The organism is Cypionkella sp. (assembly GCF_030652235.1).
Taxonomy (GTDB): domain Bacteria; phylum Pseudomonadota; class Alphaproteobacteria; order Rhodobacterales; family Rhodobacteraceae; genus Cypionkella.
The window spans coordinates 1-19,054 of sequence record NZ_JAUSBA010000063.1 but is presented as its reverse complement, the minus strand read 5'-3'; the positions used below and the strand labels follow the sequence as shown (position 1 = coordinate 19,054).

At 57.8% G+C, this 19,054-nt stretch carries 8 protein-coding genes and 1 CRISPR repeat array; all 8 genes read left to right on the top strand.

Features of this window, described 5'->3' with window-relative positions:
• The first annotated feature begins 43 nt into the window (after positions 1–43).
• The 8 genes from Q7V03_RS20445 to Q7V03_RS20410 all read left to right on the top strand — a co-directional run bounded on the left by Q7V03_RS20445 (position 44) and on the right by Q7V03_RS20410 (position 18,361).
• Entirely contained in the window at positions 44–991 is a 948-nt protein-coding gene (locus Q7V03_RS20445) for a hypothetical protein (protein ID WP_304927433.1), read from the top strand.
• Positions 988–1,842, top strand: a complete 855-nt coding sequence (locus Q7V03_RS20440; protein ID WP_304927432.1) for a type I-F CRISPR-associated protein Csy2 — start codon at positions 988–990, stop codon at positions 1,840–1,842. The genes Q7V03_RS20445 and Q7V03_RS20440 overlap by 4 nt, the downstream gene beginning before the upstream one ends.
• Positions 1,835–2,923, top strand: coding sequence for a type I-F CRISPR-associated protein Csy3 (csy3, locus tag Q7V03_RS20435; RefSeq protein ID WP_304927431.1), 1,089 nt, complete (start codon positions 1,835–1,837; stop codon positions 2,921–2,923). The genes Q7V03_RS20440 and csy3 overlap by 8 nt, the downstream gene beginning before the upstream one ends.
• Positions 2,920–3,570 (top strand): hypothetical protein, encoded by a 651-nt coding sequence (locus tag Q7V03_RS20430; RefSeq protein ID WP_304927430.1) that lies wholly within the window; start codon positions 2,920–2,922, stop codon positions 3,568–3,570. Before csy3 ends, Q7V03_RS20430 begins: the two co-directional genes overlap by 4 nt.
• Positions 3,557–4,516, top strand: a complete 960-nt coding sequence (cas1f, locus tag Q7V03_RS20425) for a type I-F CRISPR-associated endonuclease Cas1f (RefSeq protein WP_304927429.1) — start codon at positions 3,557–3,559, stop codon at positions 4,514–4,516. Before Q7V03_RS20430 ends, cas1f begins: the two co-directional genes overlap by 14 nt.
• Positions 4,509–7,865: an HD domain-containing protein gene (locus tag Q7V03_RS20420; protein ID WP_304927428.1), complete on the top strand. Its 3,357-nt coding sequence runs from the start codon at positions 4,509–4,511 to the stop codon at positions 7,863–7,865. Before cas1f ends, Q7V03_RS20420 begins: the two co-directional genes overlap by 8 nt.
• Before the next feature lie 96 nt (positions 7,866–7,961).
• A CRISPR array of direct repeats spans positions 7,962–10,352; the repeat unit is 23 nt; unit sequence GTTCCCCGCCGGATAGGCGGCTG.
• A gap of 300 nt (positions 10,353–10,652) precedes the next feature.
• The gene (locus Q7V03_RS20415; RefSeq protein ID WP_304927427.1) at positions 10,653–16,472 is read left to right on the top strand and encodes an AAA family ATPase; all 5,820 of its coding nucleotides are present in this window, start codon (positions 10,653–10,655) and stop codon (positions 16,470–16,472) included.
• Positions 16,469–18,361 carry a hypothetical protein gene (locus Q7V03_RS20410; protein ID WP_304927426.1) on the top strand — a complete coding sequence of 631 codons (1,893 nt, stop codon included), beginning with the start codon at positions 16,469–16,471 and terminating at the stop codon, positions 18,359–18,361. The genes Q7V03_RS20415 and Q7V03_RS20410 overlap by 4 nt, the downstream gene beginning before the upstream one ends.
• Positions 18,362–19,054: the final 693 nt, after the last annotated feature.

The window sequence follows — 19,054 nt, the reverse complement described above, 5'->3', positions numbered from 1 at the left end:
AGCAGCAATAGCCAACACAATCACAGAGAAAAGCGGGAGCCATTTGCTGAAACTGGTGAGCCCGCGCGTCGATGGCGACCATGCCGTTTTGCGGATTGATCCGCCGAAAGCGAACCGCAAGGCCTCGATCCTGCCCTCGGTGAACGCGCCGGATATTCCGTTTTGTAAGGTAGTTTTTCGGCCGCTTGAACTGGCGGGTCATGGGCCGATGAGCGTGATGGATCATATCCTGAATCCGGTCGATTTCTCTGCTTTGGTGCTTGCGGATTTCGGGCGAGTCTTTGGAGAGGATGTGTTGAGCGCGCTGCGGTCAGGGCTTTTGTCGCCCGCAAGGGTGCCGCTGAAACTCGGAGCAGGGGAGTTTCCGATTGTCTTTATCCCGCGTCCGGGTGGAGGAGATTTGCAGATTACGCCCGTTTCGCCCGCGACGGCCTTTATGGGTATCAAAAGGGTTGCAGATGCGTATTTCCTACCCGTGACGGCCGATCTGGCGCGCGCGCCGCGCGGGCGCTGGGTCAAACAAGCGATCAGCTCCAAGCCGCAGAATATTTCCGGCGCAATTGGCGGGCCGCGGCTGCGCTTTCTCGCCACCATGCCGCCGGTGATGCAGCAGGCCGAGGCGGAGTTGCATCGCTTTGTGCAGGGCGGGGCCTTCCCGCGCTGGCGCGACGACGATGTGGGCGACTGGGTGTTGCGCTATGGCGAGATGTTGGCGGCGCATATCATATTCAACAATTCCGACACCCGTGCAGCCCTTGATCGTACCGCTGATCGGCTGATCCGCGATGCTCAGGGGTTTATCGCCGAAACGATGGCCGAGGCGGCGCTTATTGCGCAGGAGAAAGTGCTGATGCCCGCACAAGTGGCGCAGGTTTTGATCCGGCGCAGATGGAAAAAGGATGCGCAGGACCGCGCTGTCAAAGCGGTTTCCAGCCCGCATTTTGAGGACAGGCTGCGCAAATGCCGCGACAACGAGGAGGGGGCGCAATGAGCGCGTTTCGGGATCTCTATGTCGTCAAGGATCTGCGCGCGAGCCGCGTCAACCTGATGATGAACGACTTCGCGGCTGGCCTGCCGAGCCCTTTGTCCTTCCTCGGTCTTGCCGATCTTTTGGTGCGCAATCTTGGACTTGCGCCCTGGAGCGCACGGGTTCTGCCGATCTTGCATCGGGTGGATATTTCTGAGGGTCGCAGCAAACCCGAGATGGAGAATAAATCGGGCATTTTTGAGCCGATTGAGACGATGGAAGATCTGGTCGGTTCCGTTCAGGTCTCGCTTTTGTTGCATCTGCCCGGCTGCGAGAACGAGAGCACCTTGCGCGCGCAGCTGCAAGGACGCCGAATTGCGGGCGGTTTGATCCAGAATGACCGGATCGATGTGCAGGAGGTCACCGCAGATGGGTCGGCCTTTCGCGGGATGAAACGCGGCTTTGCGATGCTGCGCCCGGAACAGGCCGAGCGGCGTTACATCACTTCGGGCGACACGACCCCCGAGCAGCCGGGCCTTGCACAACTCGCGTCCCTGCTCTTTCCGGCAGAGCGGCCCGAGGGGTTCGGTTGGATCGTGCCTGCGGCGGTGGGCTACCGGTTGCTGGAAGATCCGCTGACCGTTCCCGCGCGGATCCGCACGCGCAGCAAAGAGATCCCGCATGTTTTCGCAGAGCCCGTGGCGGGGATCGCAGAACTGGTCTCGGTGCGGAACAAAAGGCTTACGGGCCTGAGCAATGCAGCCCTAGGCGCGCTTATGTGGACATGGGAGGCGCGGGGCGATCTGGTCCTCGGGCATCCCGATTATCACCCTGTTTTTTCCGATCATTCTGAGGAGCTTATCACGCATGGCTAAATCCGCCTCCCCCCTCTCGCTCGAAACCGGCATGCTCGCCTTCGCGCGCTCCGTTCAAATCACCGAGGGACTGTTTTACGCCACGATCTCGGGAAAACCGGAGATTCAGACCCCAATTGAGATCCTTGAAAAGGGCGTGCGCGGCCAGACCTCGCAAGACAATGCCAAGGAGAAAGCCGGTCTGAGCAACCCGCAATCGGTGGAATATGCGATCGTTCCGCAGGGCCATGACGGGGTGCGATTGCGCTTTTCGGCGCGGTTCATGCCGCTTTCGCTGCGCCCGCATGCCTGCAACAATACCGATGTCGGCGCGGCATATGAGCGTCTGGCGCGGGCCTATCAAGTGCGCGGCGGCTATTCAACGCTGGCGTTGCTTTATATTTGGAATATTGCCAATGCGCGGTTTGCGTGGCGCAATCGGTTCCAATCCGATGCGATGACGGTCAAAGTTGAGAGCGACGCGGGGGCGCTGGTATTTGATCCGGTCCGCTTGTCGCTCGATAAGCCCGCGACCCGCGACGAGATGCTTGGTGCGCTGGTGCAGGGCGGGTCGGCAGAGTTGAATGTGTTGATTGCGGGGGTGGCCGAGGGGCTCTCGAATGATCAGCAGGCTGCCTTTGGCATCAAAGTCGAGTGGAACGCTTCGATGGAGCCGGCACAAGAGGTATTCCCCTCGCAAGAATATGTGCGCGATGAAAAGGCCGATAAGCAGCTTAGCCGTGTATTCGCCAAATTGCCGACCTTTTATGCGGGGCGCGAGTTGGGGCAGGCGTCGATGCATTCGCAAAAAATCGGCGCCGCGCTGCGCCATATCGACATCTGGCATGGCAGCGAGGCACATGACGCGCCGATTGCGGTCAACCCCTATGGCGGCGTGCAGGAGACAAGCGCCGTGCTGCGCGATCAGAAATCGAAGCGATCTTTCTACGATCTGCGCGCCAAGGCCGAAGCGCTGATCTTGGGGCTGGAGGCGCCCACGCTGGACGGCGAAATCTCGGGCGATGCGCATTTCGTGATGGCCAACCTGATCCGCGGCGGCGTCTTTGGCGCAAGCGGCAAAAAGGCGGAGGCGAACGGATGAGCACTTTAAACGCGGGGCAGGGGCTTTGCATGGCGCAAGTGCGGCTGTTGATACGGCCGGTGCGCGCAGCGATTGAGCTGGGCGCAGCGGGCGATGTGCTGGCGGCCGCGTTGCGCGCGGTGCATCACGCCAACCGCCATGGCTCGCCTGAGGATTTCATCGCCATCGCCTTTCCGCAAATGCGGATGGGCCGCGAGACGATGCTGCCAGGAAATGATCTAGAGTTGCTTGGCTCGGAGGCGTCTTTGGCGGGTTTGCTCGATCTGGATGGGATAAAAACCCTACAACGCCGTGGGATGATCGAGCCGCATGAGATTGCCGAGAGCTTCGCTGAATTGGGGCAGGAGGGGGCGGCCTATGTACGCGATCGGGCCTGCGAGAAGCATACCGCAGGCTGGCTCCGGCGCAGCGCCGCGCGGGCTGAACGGCGCGCGAAGCCCCTCGGAAAACCGGTGAAACCGCGCTCTAATGACATAAAATCCCTAGTGTTACAGCATGGTGAGACGGTTTTGCATATCCGCGAGTTCTTGGGCGTTTACGGTGTCGCGCCGCTGATGGTTTCGACATATGGGCTCTCAGGCGCGGCGCATCCTGCGATCCTGCCGGTTTATCCTGACGCACTGAGAGAGGCGTATGATGCAGCATAAGGGCGGTCCGCGCCTTTTGGTCACGGATCGGGAGGGCGCTCTCTATCTTGAGCGTGCCTCGGTGCATGTCGAGGGCGACCGCGTTGTTTATCACATCACCGACGACGCGCATCGCCGCGAATTTAACATCCCGCATGTCAACCTCGCAGTGCTGTTTCTCGGCCAAGGCACCTCGATTTCGCAGGCCGCTATGCGGCTTTTGGCCGAGGAGGGGGTGCATCTCGCGGTCACGGGGAGCGGCGGCGCGCCGCTGCATATGGGCAGCCTCACGACTTATAGCGCGACCCGCCATTTCCGCGAATTGTTGCCGATCTATCTGGAGCCCGCGCGCTCGCTGCACGCCGCAGTCGCGGTGATGAGCGACCGTTGCGAGCGGATGCGAAAACTCGGAGGGGCAGGGGCGCAAAAACATCTGCGCCAGCGCGATACGGCTGGGTTAAACGCGCTCTGCGCGCGCTTCGAGAGCAGCCTCGACGGGGTGGCGGATATTCAGCAATTGCTCGGTTTTGAGGGGAGTTTTTCCAAGGCCTGTTACGCGGAGTTTTCGCGCTATGCGGGCTTTAGCAAAGACGCCCCGTTTAAGCGCGATGCGGGGGCAGGAGGGATGGCAGCCGACCAAATCGCGCGAGTTAACCGGCTGATTGATCACGGAAACTACCTTTGCTACGGGATGGCAGGGGCAGCACTTTGGGCGCTCGGCATCCCGCCGCATCTTTCGGTGTTTCATGGAAAAACCCGTGCCGGCGGCTTGGTCTTTGACCTTGCTGACAGTTTCAAAGACGCGCTTGTTTTGCCGCTCGCTTTCGCCTTGGCAAAGGAAAAGGATGTGAAAGAGGCCGAGGCCCTGTTTCGCGGGCGGCTCATCAATGCCTTTAACGACCGAGAGGTGTTGAAACTGGCGATTGCGACTGTGGAGCGGATGTTAGAAGCGAGCCGCGATGCGTGAGATTATCGCGGTTTGTCGCTCGGAAAAACGCGCGCGCGACCATGTTGCGCGGGTGCTGGATCGATATTTCTGGCGTATTGGCGACCGGACATGGCGTGGCAAGGCCACCAATGCCTGTTTGGATCGGGTGGCCAAAGAGCTGCGAAAACGCGCCACGCGCAATACAGCTGTGGTGGTGCATGAGATCCGCAGCAGCGCCGAGAGCCGCAAGCCGATCATCCGCATCGGCGCGCGTAATGCGTTCTCGGAGGAGGGGGTGGTGCCGGTGTCTTCGCATCCCGCAGAAGTTCGCGAGACTGCCGCGCGCAGCCAAGCGGCGCGGTCCTCGGTGGCCGTGGTGGCGGTTGCTGCGCTGTTTCATGATCTCGGCAAGGCGACGGTGCTGTTTCAGGCAAAGCTACGGCGGGCTCTAAACGGGGGCAAACCCGAGGCAGATGCACTGCGCCATGATTTTTTTTCAGCCGCGCTCTGGGATCAGCTTTTTGGCGGGCTGGGGGATGCGCCTTTGATTTCGGCTTTGCAGGCGCTGACGCCTGAGCAGATCGACCAAGCCTGTGGTGCGGTGCAAGCGCCTTTGCTAGCGCTGTTCAGTGCGGAGCGCGCGGGTAAGACCACGCCATTGCCTTTTGCATTTCTCAAACGCGAAGGCGCGCTCGCGCATCTGATCGGGTTGTTGATCCTGACCCATCACCGCCTCCCCAGTGCGAATAGCGATCACGTAACTATGTTGCCCGAGCGCCACTTTCGGACCGATAGCCCGCTTACGACGGAGGATCTCTGCGTGGCGGCTGGCGAGCCGTTTTGGCACGAAGCATGGTGGCTGCGCGCCTTGCAAACCGAGGCCGGACGGCTAACCTCAGATACCCCGATTGCCAGCGCCGATATCGGACTGCGGGCGGCGCTGATGTTCGCCGATCACTACGGTTCCTCGCAGAAAAAGCCCTTGAACGATATTCCAGATCATCTTGGCAATACCAAGCCAATAGAGGGGCAGGTTTTCCCGGCCGATAGCCTTTCGTGCCATGTCCACCGGGTGTATCGCTACAGTCGGTTTGCACATGAATTGCTGTATGCGTTGCGTGATCGTTATCCCGCTCTCGACGAGGCCGCTTTGCCGCCTGCGGTGGCGCTGCCCGAGGCTTCTGATGTGGCGCGATTTGCGTGGCAAACGGAAGCCGCGCGGGCCGCGCGAAAGCTCTGCTCGAGCCGCGAGGGCGGGTTTTTCGCCGCTATACTCGCCGGAACTGGCAGCGGCAAAACCCGCGCCGCACCGACGATTTTGGCCAATGCGGCGATGGGCGACCGACGCGCCGAGCGGCGCTATTTCCGCATGAACCTTGGGCTTGGTTTGCGTGTTTTGGCCACGCAATCAGCGCAGGACTATGTCCGCGATCTGGGCTTTGCGGCGCGGGATATTTCCGTGATGGTTGGCGACCCGCCGCTTGAGTTCGAACCAAAGGATGAGCTGCAGGCGGATGGCTCTGAGAGCCTGATCAAACTGCCGGAATGGCTACGCGTAGAACACCCCGAGACTCGTATCCCGCAAGAAGGCGATGAGGCCGAGGCCCTCTGGCTCGCGGGGCTCTCGCTCGACACAGATCGCGGTCTGCCTGCCTTCCTTTCCAGAATCCTAGAGGATCAAAACAGCGACGCCGCGGGTTCCAAAGCCGCCGCCAAGCGGTTCGTGCAAGCGCCCATTATGGTCGGCACGGTCGATCATTTGATGGGGGTCGCAGCGCCGACCAGCCCGCGGTTTTTGTTACAAAGCCTGCGCCTGATGACCTCGGATCTGATCCTTGATGAGGTCGATCAATATGATGGCGAGGATCTGGCCGCAATCGCGCGGTTGGTCTATCAGGCGGGGGCAGCGGGACGGCGCGTAATGGCGATGTCCGCGACCCTAACCCCCGATATCGCCGAGGCGTTTTATCTGGCATATAGCAAGGGATGGGCAGAGCACGCCCGCGCCACGGGGGCCGACCCGCATATCAACCTCTTAGTTACGGGCGATGCCCCCAATTCAGTTTGCGCCAATGGCGCGGACGAGGACATCACAGTGCTTCTACACCGCTGTCGCGCGGCACTTCTGGCGGGGATCGCTCAGGCGCCCACTTTGCGGCGCGGTGCGGTTTTGCCAAGCTGCGAGAGTTGGTACGAAGTGGTCGCGCAAGTCGAACACGGTGCCACGCGGCTCCACAGCGAGACCGCCGTTGAGCTCGAGGGCCTGCGCGTTTCGGTCGGGCTGGTGCGGATGACCCGTATCGCCCATGCAACCGCGCTGGCGGCCCAGCTCCGGTCCGGCGATCTGGGCGGGAGGTTGCGGCTCATGGTCTGCCTGCATTCGCAGATGCCGCGCCTGCATCGCGCCTATATCGAGGCCCGTTTGAAGCGTGCTCTGACCCGTAAACTGCACGCCCCTGACTATGACCCGGAGGCCAATCTACTTGCGCTTTGCGTAGAGTTTGGCCTATTTGACCGCGCCCGCGCGCTTGGGGCGCGAGACATTGAGATTCTGGTGGTGACGACGCCTGTGATCGAAACCGGCAGTGACGTGGATTTTGATTGGGCGATCTTAGACCCGATTTCGACCCGCGCGATCGTGCAAACTGCAGGCCGCGTGCGGCGGCATCGGCCCGCTACAGGGCGGGGGGCGAATGTCCTGATCCTCGGGCGCAGTCTGATTGCGATGGAAAGCGGTGTGTTGGCGCGCCCAGGGGTTGAAACGGAATGCGCCCGCGAGACCAAGGTCAGCGCGACAGAGGCGCTGCGCATATATGACAAGAGGTCCTTCGCGGCGCTTGCGGGCGGGGTGAGTTTTGATGTCATCACGGCGGCGCCGCTCTTGTCGGAGGTGCTGCCCTTCCCGCTGCGTGATGCAGAGGCGGAGATGCGGATGAAAATGCTTTCAACCGAGCCGCGCGCTCCGCTGGGTAAGTATCTTGCCCATCCGAACGCTCGCTGGAACCTAGAGATGACCCGCACCCGCAAGTTTCGCCGCTCCGACGAGAGGGAAATTTTATATACCCAGCGCCGAGCGCGCGCGGGGGAGGCGGATTGGTTCGTAAATCTAACTCCTGCGCTACGCGGGAGCGCTTGGATAGCGCCGATGCAGTTGGCCCGCCCCGCTCTGGCCACGCAGTGTTTGTTTACCGATCTGACACCGCTCGGCTGGGCCGCGCTGACGGGTGGCGGCACAGATATGACCGACAGCGATCTGAAAGAGCTGCTCCGCGTCTCGATCCCGTGCTTCGGCGACGGGCTAGAGCCAGAGCTATCCTATACCGATTTCACTGGCTTTACACGCGGCACCGAAAAGGATCTTTTTGCACCCTTCGGAAAATACTTGTAATAACAAAGCCCTGGATATGCTCTTTGACAATATGGTATAAAATAATTCAGCGCGTAATGCGTTGAGATCACGCATTTTTTTTTGCAAACAGGCACAGTTCCCCGCCGGATAGGCGGCTGAGAGATTCATGTTCAGCCAAATGCCAGCACAGCACCAGTTCCCCGCCGGATAGGCGGCTGAGAGACCCGATACCGCCCTAGCCGCGCGGCTGGCAGAGTTCCCCGCCGGATAGGCGGCTGAGAGACGCAAACAACACCCCGATGGCGTTCCGCATGGGTTCCCCGCCGGATAGGCGGCTGAGAGACAAGCCGTATTGGCCGCATCGAAGGCAATATCGTTCCCCGCCGGATAGGCGGCTGAGAGAAGCCAGTAGCGGAAGGATTGAGCGATCATGCCGTTCCCCGCCGGATAGGCGGCTGAGAGACATCGCGTGGCTATGTTTACGCCCGCACCGACGTTCCCCGCCGGATAGGCGGCTGAGAGACTTTGATAATAGCGCGGATTTTCGCCCTAAACGTTCCCCGCCGGATAGGCGGCTGAGAGAGTCGATGCGTGGTAGTTCTGGCGCTCATAGATGTTCCCCGCCGGATAGGCGGCTGAGAGATATTGAATAGCGTCCTATGTTACGCATCCGTTGTTCCCCGCCGGATAGGCGGCTGAGAGAAGCATGTCTGCCGCAGATCGCGCGCTTGGCGTGTTCCCCGCCGGATAGGCGGCTGAGAGATGACCTATCAATCCGGCATGGTCAGCGACTTTGTTCCCCGCCGGATAGGCGGCTGAGAGATTCAACAACGCGCGCCCAAACCCGGTTCGCCCGTTCCCCGCCGGATAGGCGGCTGAGAGAAGCATGGTATCCAGCTTGCGCAGTGCGTCTTGGTTCCCCGCCGGATAGGCGGCTGAGAGATCATTAAAAATGTCGGCGGTTTCGATGATTGCGTTCCCCGCCGGATAGGCGGCTGAGAGAATCTGCGCCACCTCTGCTGTCAGGGGCGCGGTGTTCCCCGCCGGATAGGCGGCTGAGAGATGCATGATGGGCGCATATTCCCCAGCATGTCCGTTCCCCACCGGATAGGCGGCTGAGAGATGCGGCAGCGCATCGCAGACCCAATCATAGGGGTTCCCCGCCGGATAGGCGGCTGAGAGATGACCAATGGTTGAGAAGGCGGCCCTGATATCGTTCCCCGCCGGATAGGCGGCTGAGAGAAACAGCCGGGGCCGCGTCTGAGATTTCATTCGGTTCCCCGCCGGATAGGCGGCTGAGAGATGTTACGATGGCGTCAAGACTGCGCAGGAAATGTTCCCCGCCGGATAGGCGGCTGAGAGAACAGCGCGGGCCTCTGCTGCGTCTAGGGCTGCGTTCCCCGCCGGATAGGCGGCCGAGAGATCAACGCCTGTGGCATTTCCGGCCCCGGTTGCGTTCCCCGCCGGATAGGCGGCTGAGAGATACAAAGGGTCGGCGCGTTGAACTGGACGGCAGTTCCCCGCCGGATAGGCGGCTGAGAGATTGTTTATGTATATTCTAATGACACAAAGGAAGTTCCCCGCCGGATAGGCGGCTGAGAGAATCAGCGCAGCGTTTGACGACGACCGCACCGAGTTCCCCGCCGGATAGGCGGCTGAGAGAAATCTGAAACTGACGACAGACCAGACAATCGAGTTCCCCGCCGGATAGGCGGCTGAGAGAGTTCATCATGCCGATTGCGCGGGTTAGGGGTGGTTCCCCGCCGGATAGGCGGCTGAGAGAAGATGCACTTGCCCTTCGTGAATTTGTTATTTGTTCCCCGCCGGATAGGCGGCTGAGAGATTGGGCGCGCAGTTTGCGCAGAGCCTCGTTGAGTTCCCCGCCGGATAGGCGGCTGAGAGATATGCGCTGTTGATGCAAATCGTGGCGGTGCAGTTCCCCGCCGGATAGGCGGCTGAGAGAATCATGGCACACAAAGCAGGTCGCTCCGGCGAGTTCCCCGCCGGATAGGCGGCTGAGAGAGTGATCGTCACGCCGCCGCCCGCATTTGGCCCGTTCCCCGCCGGATAGGCGGCTGAGAGATATAGATGCCGCATAGGCGGCTGAGAGACGATGGACGTTGGCGATGCAGAGCGCGCTCGCGTTCCCCGCCGGATAGGCGGCTGAGAGATCGGTCAGTGCGGCAATGCGGGCGGTTGCCTCGTTCCCCGCCGGATAGGCGGCTGAGAGAAGATAGGGTTCCGCTTGCGCGCAGATACGTTCGTTCCCCGCCGGATAGGCGGCTGAGAGACAATACGCGGCGATCAGGCCGAAGCTGTTTTCGTTCCCCGCCGGATAGGCGGCTGAGAGACAGCTTGCCGAGCGTGATGCGGAGTTGGCGCGGTTCCCCGCCGGATAGGCGGCTGCGAGATGTTGGGCGGTCAAACCCAACCTTCCGCTGTTGTTCCCCGCCGGATAGGCGGCTGAGAGAAGAAAAAACAAATGATGGATATCGAGCGCTCTGTTCGCCGCCGGATATCTGTGACCAACTTCGTCCGCGTCTCAGGCGCTCCCCGCTCGTGGATGCGCTGGATAAGGGCGACCATCATCCCATCCAGTTATAAGGAGATGTGGCCCCAGGCGCGGTGGCCACCAATCTTTGCGGGCATGACTTGCTTGACAAATAATGATTGCAGGGTGCGAAGACGGCCCAATCGTGCGTCAGAGATATCACAATATTTGCGCCATAAATCGCTCAACAACTTCCGTTGTCCACTCGGTTGCTTTGACTTGGCAACCAGTTTTTTCTCGTCTAAAGATTACGTATGGGGATTGGCCAAGTTCAAATGACGCTCACATCAGTTGACAAGGAGCCTGTTGCGAGCTGGCCACTCGGCGACGGCGCCTTACCCGTATCGCTTTTCGCTGACGAGCATCTTCGAATAGCGATTTTTGAATACCTTCCAATTTTTTATAAATGTGCCGCAGCGACAATTAGGCAGGGCCTGAAGGTTCATCTTAAGCGCACCGTCCCAAGCGAGCTTCGTCTCGCCGGCGCTGACCTGACGACGCGTGATCAAGTTATGTCGTCTCTATTCGCTAATCGTCCCGCAGCACGCGACCGAGCATCGGAAATCAATTTTTCTTATGAGGAAAGTTACAAACAGCGGGGACGGATCGAAAAACGTGAGCGCCCGCTGCCGCCCGTTGCGTCTTTCGCCCTTCTCATGTGGAAGGCATATCTCAAGGCACCTGAGATGGCCGAGATGCACGGCTGGCTTATAGGTTTCGGCATTCCGATGGAGGTTCTGGGCGACGGGGTCTTTCTCACTTCGGAGGGTCTCGCGAGAGCCGTCACCGATGTGACTTGCCCCGTCGAAGTTGAAAGTCTCTGGCTGGCGCGTTCGATCGTACTATTCGCAGCGCTTTTGCCCAAAGACGAGAGATATCTTTTGCTCAAAACTGCAAAAGAGTTTGGCTGTTCGCCCATAGCCGAGGCGTATTTTCCAGAAATCGGAGCTGGAGTATCCGGTGTGGACTCCCGCGAGACGAAATACGACGTCATCACATCTCCGCGCCTCCGACGGCCAAGACTCCTGCCGCCAATATCGGTGGAAATTGGAAGCAAGAGCGCTTCACCTGATGTCGCGCGGCAAATCGAGGCGCTGAAAGCGGCCGAGTTGGCAATGATGAATTGTAGGCTTAGCGCCGAATTAGCCCTGCGCATCGATCCTGCGATCGCAATAGATGGTCCCTCCGAGTCCTGGGATGTAGTTACCAAAGCAGTTGCAGATGCGCGTGATTCAGCTGCACTATTTGCGGAGTTACATACCGCCCGCATCGATCAGCGCAATTGTGTTATATACGGTCTAGAGGCAAAGTTCGGTTTGCTTTTCACCGCCGATTGTCCGGAAATGGGTGGGTCCACAGATAGCCTTGTGGTCTCGCTCGGCGAACTCGACGCACTAAGTATGGCACTGGACACTTTAGATCCCGCCTCCCCCATTTTTACGACGTTACGCAGAAACTTAGTGTCGCCCCTGACGACCGAGATGCTGTGGGACCTGGTGTTATTGGCGCACCGAGACGCTTTAGCTGCAAATGCACGCGCCACTTTTCAGGATGAGGTCGCGACCTATTGTGTGATCGCCTCAACTGCGGAGATCGCGGCATTTCTTGCTGGTATCGATTGTCAGGAATTGCGTGCCTTGCTGCCCGGCTTGATCGAACCACCATGGAACGTGGCCGGCGCTATTCTTCTGCGCGCAACGCTGGATGTGTGCGGGGCCGGGCAGTCGGAAATGGTTGCATGGATCCTATCCGTTCCGCACGACTTTCGACGGACGCTGCTGCGGTTCGTCGATCCGACATCGTCGCTTTTCGACGTCGAACACGGGGTTCGTCGCTTAATCGCCGTGGAGCGGCTTCGGGATATATTTGAGTTCGGCCCTCTCGCGCAAATTAGCGATCCTGCTTCGGGATTGAGCGACGTTGAACTAGTGGGGCGGTCAGTCCATGGATTGATCGAATTAGTAGTGAGCAATCTTGATATCTTGACCAGCGGTGCCGACATTGTGCGTGCATTACGGGTCCCAATCCAAAAGGCAGAAGCCTGCGAGTGTTTGATAAGGTTCATTCATGCACCAGTGACCTTGAACGGGAACTTTCGTCGACTCCGCGAAAGAGCGCGTGAGCTGCTCCTCGTCCCGCTCCTCGACAGTGACCGACCTAATGTCCAAAGGGCTGCGCAACTTTCGACAGCGATAGCGTCTGGGCAGAGCCTAGAAGACGTGATCGCTTCGTTCGAAAGTGAGCGCCCCGACGAGCGCCTCGAAGCCCGTCACCGCGAGCAGCTATCACGCTATCTACATCAAGCGGGGCTTGTCCTCCACGACTTCCTGAGTGAGGCGAACGAGAGGCCCAATGCACGCCGCCGAAGCTTTATGGCCACTCTGCGAGAGATTCGGAATAAGTTGCGCTCGGTTGGTGAAGTCGGAACCGTCGAATGGCTCGAAATCGAGGTGGCAGCGATGCTCGACGGAGAGGAATATGCCTACGAAAACATGACGCTCATCGGTGATACCACACCAATTTCAACGCGTGCGTGGAACAGCTCTGATCGAGAATGGGCATCCAGCTTTCTCGACCTTCCCGAATTTCATGTTGATCTCTCCCCCACCTCATTCGAGCTTGCTGCAAGTGTACTTCACTGGAAGAGCGTTGGCTCTGTGCCAACTACGCGCGATATTGTCTGCTACCTCATCGATCGGCAGTTTTTCTGCCAGGCGTTGCGTGTCGCGAATGACGTGGGTGATGAAATTGCAAAGGATCTCGTGCGCAACGCTGCAGCTCCAGCTGTGCGCGCTCTCACGGCGCGCGCCGAAGGTCTATTGAAGTGCAACAATCAGGCCCGACATTGTTCTCCTTTCGACTATGGAGAATTCGACACCGCGCTCGCTAGCCTAGACATCGAAGCAGCTGAAGAGATACTCGACAAGCGGCAACATTATCTAAATCAAGACGAAGGGATTTATGTCGCCGACACGCTGGACACGCCCACGAACGCGCTTCGCATCAAGTTGATTGATTGCCTCCGTCGCGCAGGGTTCAACGCAGCCGACGACGAAATTTCAATTGTCGAGCTTGAAGCGATGTGGGCGGATGTCATGGCGATGCGGGATAAGGAGCGCTCGCATCTCATCGCTGTTTCGTCGGCGCTAGAGAAGTACGCTACAATGCACCCGGAGTTGGCCTCCAAACTGGTTGACTTTATCGAAGCAAGTCAAGATCCTTCTTGTTGGCTACACGAGGCTGTTTCCGCCAATTTCAAGACATTGGTGCAGGAAACTACCCCCAAACTCGTGAACTGGGTAATCAATTCCCCAAGCTTTCGCAATGAAGAGCGGGCCGCCCTTGTCGCGCTAACCACATGGTATTGCGATTTCGTCCTTGAACGCTCGCTGTCGCTCCACAATGAAGACGATAAAGATGTCATTCAGTCAGGCGTTGATCGCATTCTCGAGGTGGCAGTAATCGTTGCGGAGGCTCAAAAACCTACTGACTGCCTCGCCCAGTTGGCGGAAAGCGGGGAGAGCGAAGCGCTCTTTCCGTCGATCTATGACGCTTCCGCTGCGGCCGAGAATACAGATCACGAGCTCAGCGGGACATCGAAACCGAGTTTATCGGATGGACACTTGGGAAGCAGCGCGTCAATGACAGCGGATAGCCCGCTGCCTGAAGCGCTACTTGGTGCGTTGCGAACCAATGACTGGCGTACGGCAGTAGACGTCTGCGAGAGCATCGCACGCGGGGCTAACGCTGTAGAGGCGGACCGTCTGCGTCTTATCGGACACGCCATCGAGGCGCTACTGGACGAGCAGGCACTTCCGCCCACCGACCGAGCGGACACGTTTCCATCTTCGGCGTCCTGGCTGTTCGGTCAAGGTGATGGCGCACAATATATCAACGAGTCAAGCAGGATGGAACTGGCTTTTAGGCTACTCACGGGTGCAGTGGCATCTGATAGCGGTCAGGAGATGCCGCGGGCGCCCGATTTGGGCGGATCTTGGTCGGAGCTGCTTGGTAGGGCGTCGCCGTTCCGCCGGATGCTGTCAGTCGGCCTGCCTTCGCGAACGGGACGCGTGTTGGAAGCGCTTATATCGGGAATGATCGGGCTTCCCGTGGCCGAGCGGCTATGGGATGCGGCAACTAATCTTAGTGAGCCGCAGAATTACCGCACGCCGCTCCTCAACCTACTGAGCGATCATGGCGCGCACGAGGTGATCATCAAGCTGGCACAGCGGTATGAACCTGCGATTGCCCCGAGGCTAGCCCAATTATTCGAACTGCGGGCAGTGGCGCAGAACCGACCTGATCTCCTGCCTGTTGCCCAGTCAGTGGCGGAGGATGTTGCTGGTCATGCAAGGGGTGCCCCCTTTCGCGCCTTCGTTAAAGGGCTGCCTAGCGCGGCGCAGGTAGTAAAACCCAAGCTGTATGTCACGGTGGACGGGTCTGTGCAGCTCCGGCCATTCAGTGATGGAACAAGTGAAATCGAGGTTCCAATAATCGTAACGCCTGAAGGATTGGTGCCAACTAAGCTGTTTGCAAAGCTGTTCGTGGAGGACGACTTAACCTTCGCGGACGGCAGTCGGCTAAAGGAGCTTTCACGAAAGCCGATCTATTTCGCAACCGACTTTGCTGTCGGCATCAGCTTCGGCCGCAGCTGGTTTGAAGCTGACGCAGTTCACCGCGACACTGTCCGGATACGGATAGAGGCAAAAACCGTCACCGACGAGCTTGTTCAGGAAGACGCAGTCTGCACAATCCGTCCGCTGGATCGCGCCAAGACTGGTCGCCATCGTCTCGACACCGAGACTCTTCTAGAGCTTTACCCTGGCGTCGCAAACAATCCGGTGGTCGACAAGTCTTTCGTGGGTCGAATTGATGAGCTCGAGCGACTTCATCAAGTTCTAGTAGCTTCGAAAAATCCAAGCCCAGTTTTGTTGACTGGAATGCGGCGTGTCGGCAAGACATCTCTGCTTTACGCGTTTCATAAGCGTTACAGCCTTGGGCGCAACAACGGAGCAATTAGCATTTATCAATCGCTGGCGGAACGTAAAGTCGAGTTAGTTAGCCTTGATCACACAGTGGCCAGCGTCTTTTTTAGAGCAATTACGCATGGCTTGGTGCGTCCCAACCTGCCTGCGGAAGATAGAAACTATGCGTTATGCGCCATCATCCGACAGCGGTTCAACAATGACTGGAAGGCAGCCCGGAGTGCGATTCAGGAGTGCTATGACGAAGAGAGCCTCTCCAGTTCGTTGATGATTCTATCTGAGCGGCTTAGAGAATGGACCGGTTCGAACTCGCGCTTCATCTTTTTAATTGATGAGGCGGAGGCGCTCGTCGCGCCCTACCAAGCAGGTGGCAGGAAAAAGATTGAGTTAGAGCAGTTTTTGCAAAGCCTGCGCGAAGTCTCGCAAACGACAGGGTCAATTGGTCTTCTCCTCTCCGGCAGTAATCATATAAACGTGTTCGCTAGGGAGTATAAGAACGCTTTCTTCGGAAGCAGCCAAGCGATCGAGCTGGAAGGATTCAACGACGTCAGCACCGCTTCAAAAATTGTCACACCGGGGGGGGTGGAGCGTTTCGTTCAGTTCGAAGCGTCAGCAGTGGAATATGCTTGGACGCTTTGCGCTGGGATGCCACAGTTTCTCTGGCAGGTAGGCGCAACTACGGCTTTTCAGGTTCGAACAGGCTCCGCGACACGTAGCGACATCCGCGCAGCCGTTGGGATGTTAGTTGGACCTGAACGAATAAAGCTTCCCTACAAGCCTTACGAAATCTTAGAGCCGATTGACAACATTCTGTCACTTGAAACGCCAAAAGAGCGCGATCTTCTTTGGATGCTGCTCTACCGGGTGGCGCAGGCAAGCTCACTTGCAGCTCAAGACGCCGCTATCCCGTTTGTGATTGATCAGTCGTTGCTTGGAGCCGATGATCAGGCCGGGTGGAGACGACGCATACGGGGGTTGGTGGATCTAAAAGTTCTGCGGATGGAATCCGCGGCTGCCGTCCGTTTCCAAGTGCCCTTGTTCGCAGAAGGGTTTCGTGCTCCCAAGAACTGGCAAGAATTCAACGTTCGCCAACAGCAGGTCGGATTATGAGAGCTGATTGCGACTGGTTTGCGCAGCGGGCCCAGATGATATGGAAAGCACGGCCCGGTCGCTCCATGCTGGTGATGGTGCCACAAGGCTGTGATGAGAGCGGAACGACTAAGCTAGTGCGCGGCTGGGTAGAAGAGAATTTCACCTTGCCTTCTGGCTACGCAAATCACCGTCCGATTTTTATTGACCTTGTTTCAGATGGCCTCGAATCCAGTGCGCATTTTGCTTGGACGATTTCCCAGAAGATTTCACGTCAGTTGCACATAAACATTGAAGGACACAGCGACGATTATCCTACCGATATACTTCAGTACGCCATTGAGGCCGCAGCTGGAGCCGGCGCTTTTCCAATCCTAATGATTCAGCGGTTCCACGCTTTCGCGCATCTCCACGACGGCGGAATGACATCAATGCTATCTCGGCTTCGGACTTTGGAAAGCGATGCCCAGCTTACCACTCTTGTCTTCTCTCCCATCAGCTATCACGCAATTCGGCGGATGATGGACAGCGAGCAGCCGTTCCTTAATTCGGTATATGGAGATATGCACGACGAGGCGGTGATGACACCGCTAAAACGTGCAGACTTTATTGCAGAAGCTGACGCCCGTGGAATCGCCCCCGCTACAGCGCACAGACTTTTCGGATTGGGTGGAGGGCCCGACTCTATCTTTTTGGCATTACTGGATTTACATGCCACGGACAAAAGCTCGCTAGTGAGCCGATGCGCAGAACGTGCGGGACCAGCGATCGATAGTTTCTTGGATCGAGCTATACAACGAGATGCTGAAACTGACCAACTCCTCGCAAGTTTGGCATTGGGGCGATTGAATCCAGCGCAGGAGGCTTTTCTTCTAAGCCATCCGCTCGGGGCTTTTTTGTGGAAATGTAATCGGACAGGCGAATTGATTTGCTCAAGTCCAGTGATGGCACAGCGGATACTCAGCAAGAATCTTCCTGTTTGGTCGCAGTATCATAAATGTCTTTTGGCCGCAGAAGCCGGAGACTTTGCGGGTGCTGGGATGATGGCCGAAAATTTGTCAGACAACCACCCGCGCCTAGTCGTTTTCAGGGAACTTGTATTGTTGAGGAGTGCTCTGACCGCAGTTCCTGAGCGCGGCCTCATGGGGCTCGATTGGCGCAAGGCAGCTGCGGCAGTCAAGCGCCTTGAGCCATTTGCGACAACTGCGGCTCGAAATTTTCAAAAATGGATTGATGTCGTAGGCGCCTCCTTTCGTATAGTCTTGCCGGACTCTGGTAGCCAAAGACTCCAAGCTGATGACTTAACGCGGCGCGCATCGGATCTGCAGGTCAGGCTCCTCCTTCTATTCATGTTCGACGGAGCGGTTTGTTCGGCGCCGTTCTTGTCTGAGCCATCTGCACGCGTTCATTTGCTAGTCAACGTACCCGAGGCGATACTGCAAACTATTGCCGCAGGTTTTTGTAATATTGATTTCTGCCGTCCCCCAGCTTCGCCGCCGATCGCTGATTACGACGCCTACTTCGGAAGCAAAGAACAGTTCATTTTTCCTAAGATGTCACAGAAGATGACGCTCACCGCATTGTTGGTAGTGGTTCCAACACTGCTGGCGCAATTGGAAGTTAAAGGCGTTGTGACGCTTATCGATCCGGATGTGATGCGGTCACTTCAACAGAAACTTGTTGACGCTGTGCGCAATCCAGCTTCCCATACGATCGTAGATTTTCTTCAGAAAGATGCGGCAATGCTGGAACAGCTCTGCCGGGACTGGATTTCTGAATGGTGTCGGATGGAGAATATAGCTTCAACCAGTGAACTGCCGATCCGCATCTTGGCACCGGATGGGGAGCGATTACGCGCACTACTTTTGGGAGATGACCACCTTTTATTCGAGCTTGAACATCAATGTTGAGGGCAGTGGACGCTTTAGCCTGCGAGTGTTGTAATGGTTAGACGAAAAGTCGAAGCATTTCGTGGTAGCTGATTGTGTTTTCTGATCTAGCCTCAAACGCCATGTCGACGCGCATAAGTCGATTTGGCGCGGACGGTGCCAATAGAAGTTGTTAAATGTTGGCTGTCGTGGATATGAAAAATGCGCGAAATCAAACGCTTGTCTTTCAAGCTATTGAAATTAATAACAGTCGGAATCGCCATGGTTTGGCTTACAAGCTGAAGGTCGAAGGTACCAAAGTAGGGGACTTCAGAATAGCGTTTGTCTGAGAAAGGATGCCATTCGTTCGGTGTAAGCCAAATCCTGTCCCCGCAACCAAAAAACTATACAACACAATCAAACACTTAGCCTCGCACTCGCGGGGCCGTTTGCATTTGAACCGCAGAATAATTGCCGCGTCCGTTGCCGCGTTCAAAACTTGTCTGAATTCCCACAAGGCAGCATTAAAGTCGTAACCGGGGGCCACACCTGCGTCACCGTTGCGAAATCCGCGCTATGCGGAGCCTCTTCACGGGTTGGCGGGTAATCCCCCCCGAAAGTAAGGGGCTGCATAAGTAGAATTTTCTCGGTAATATGAACGAGGAGATTCCGAATGAAGACAAGCAGATACACTGAGGCGCAGATCCTCGCGATCCTGCGTCAGGCTGAAGGCGG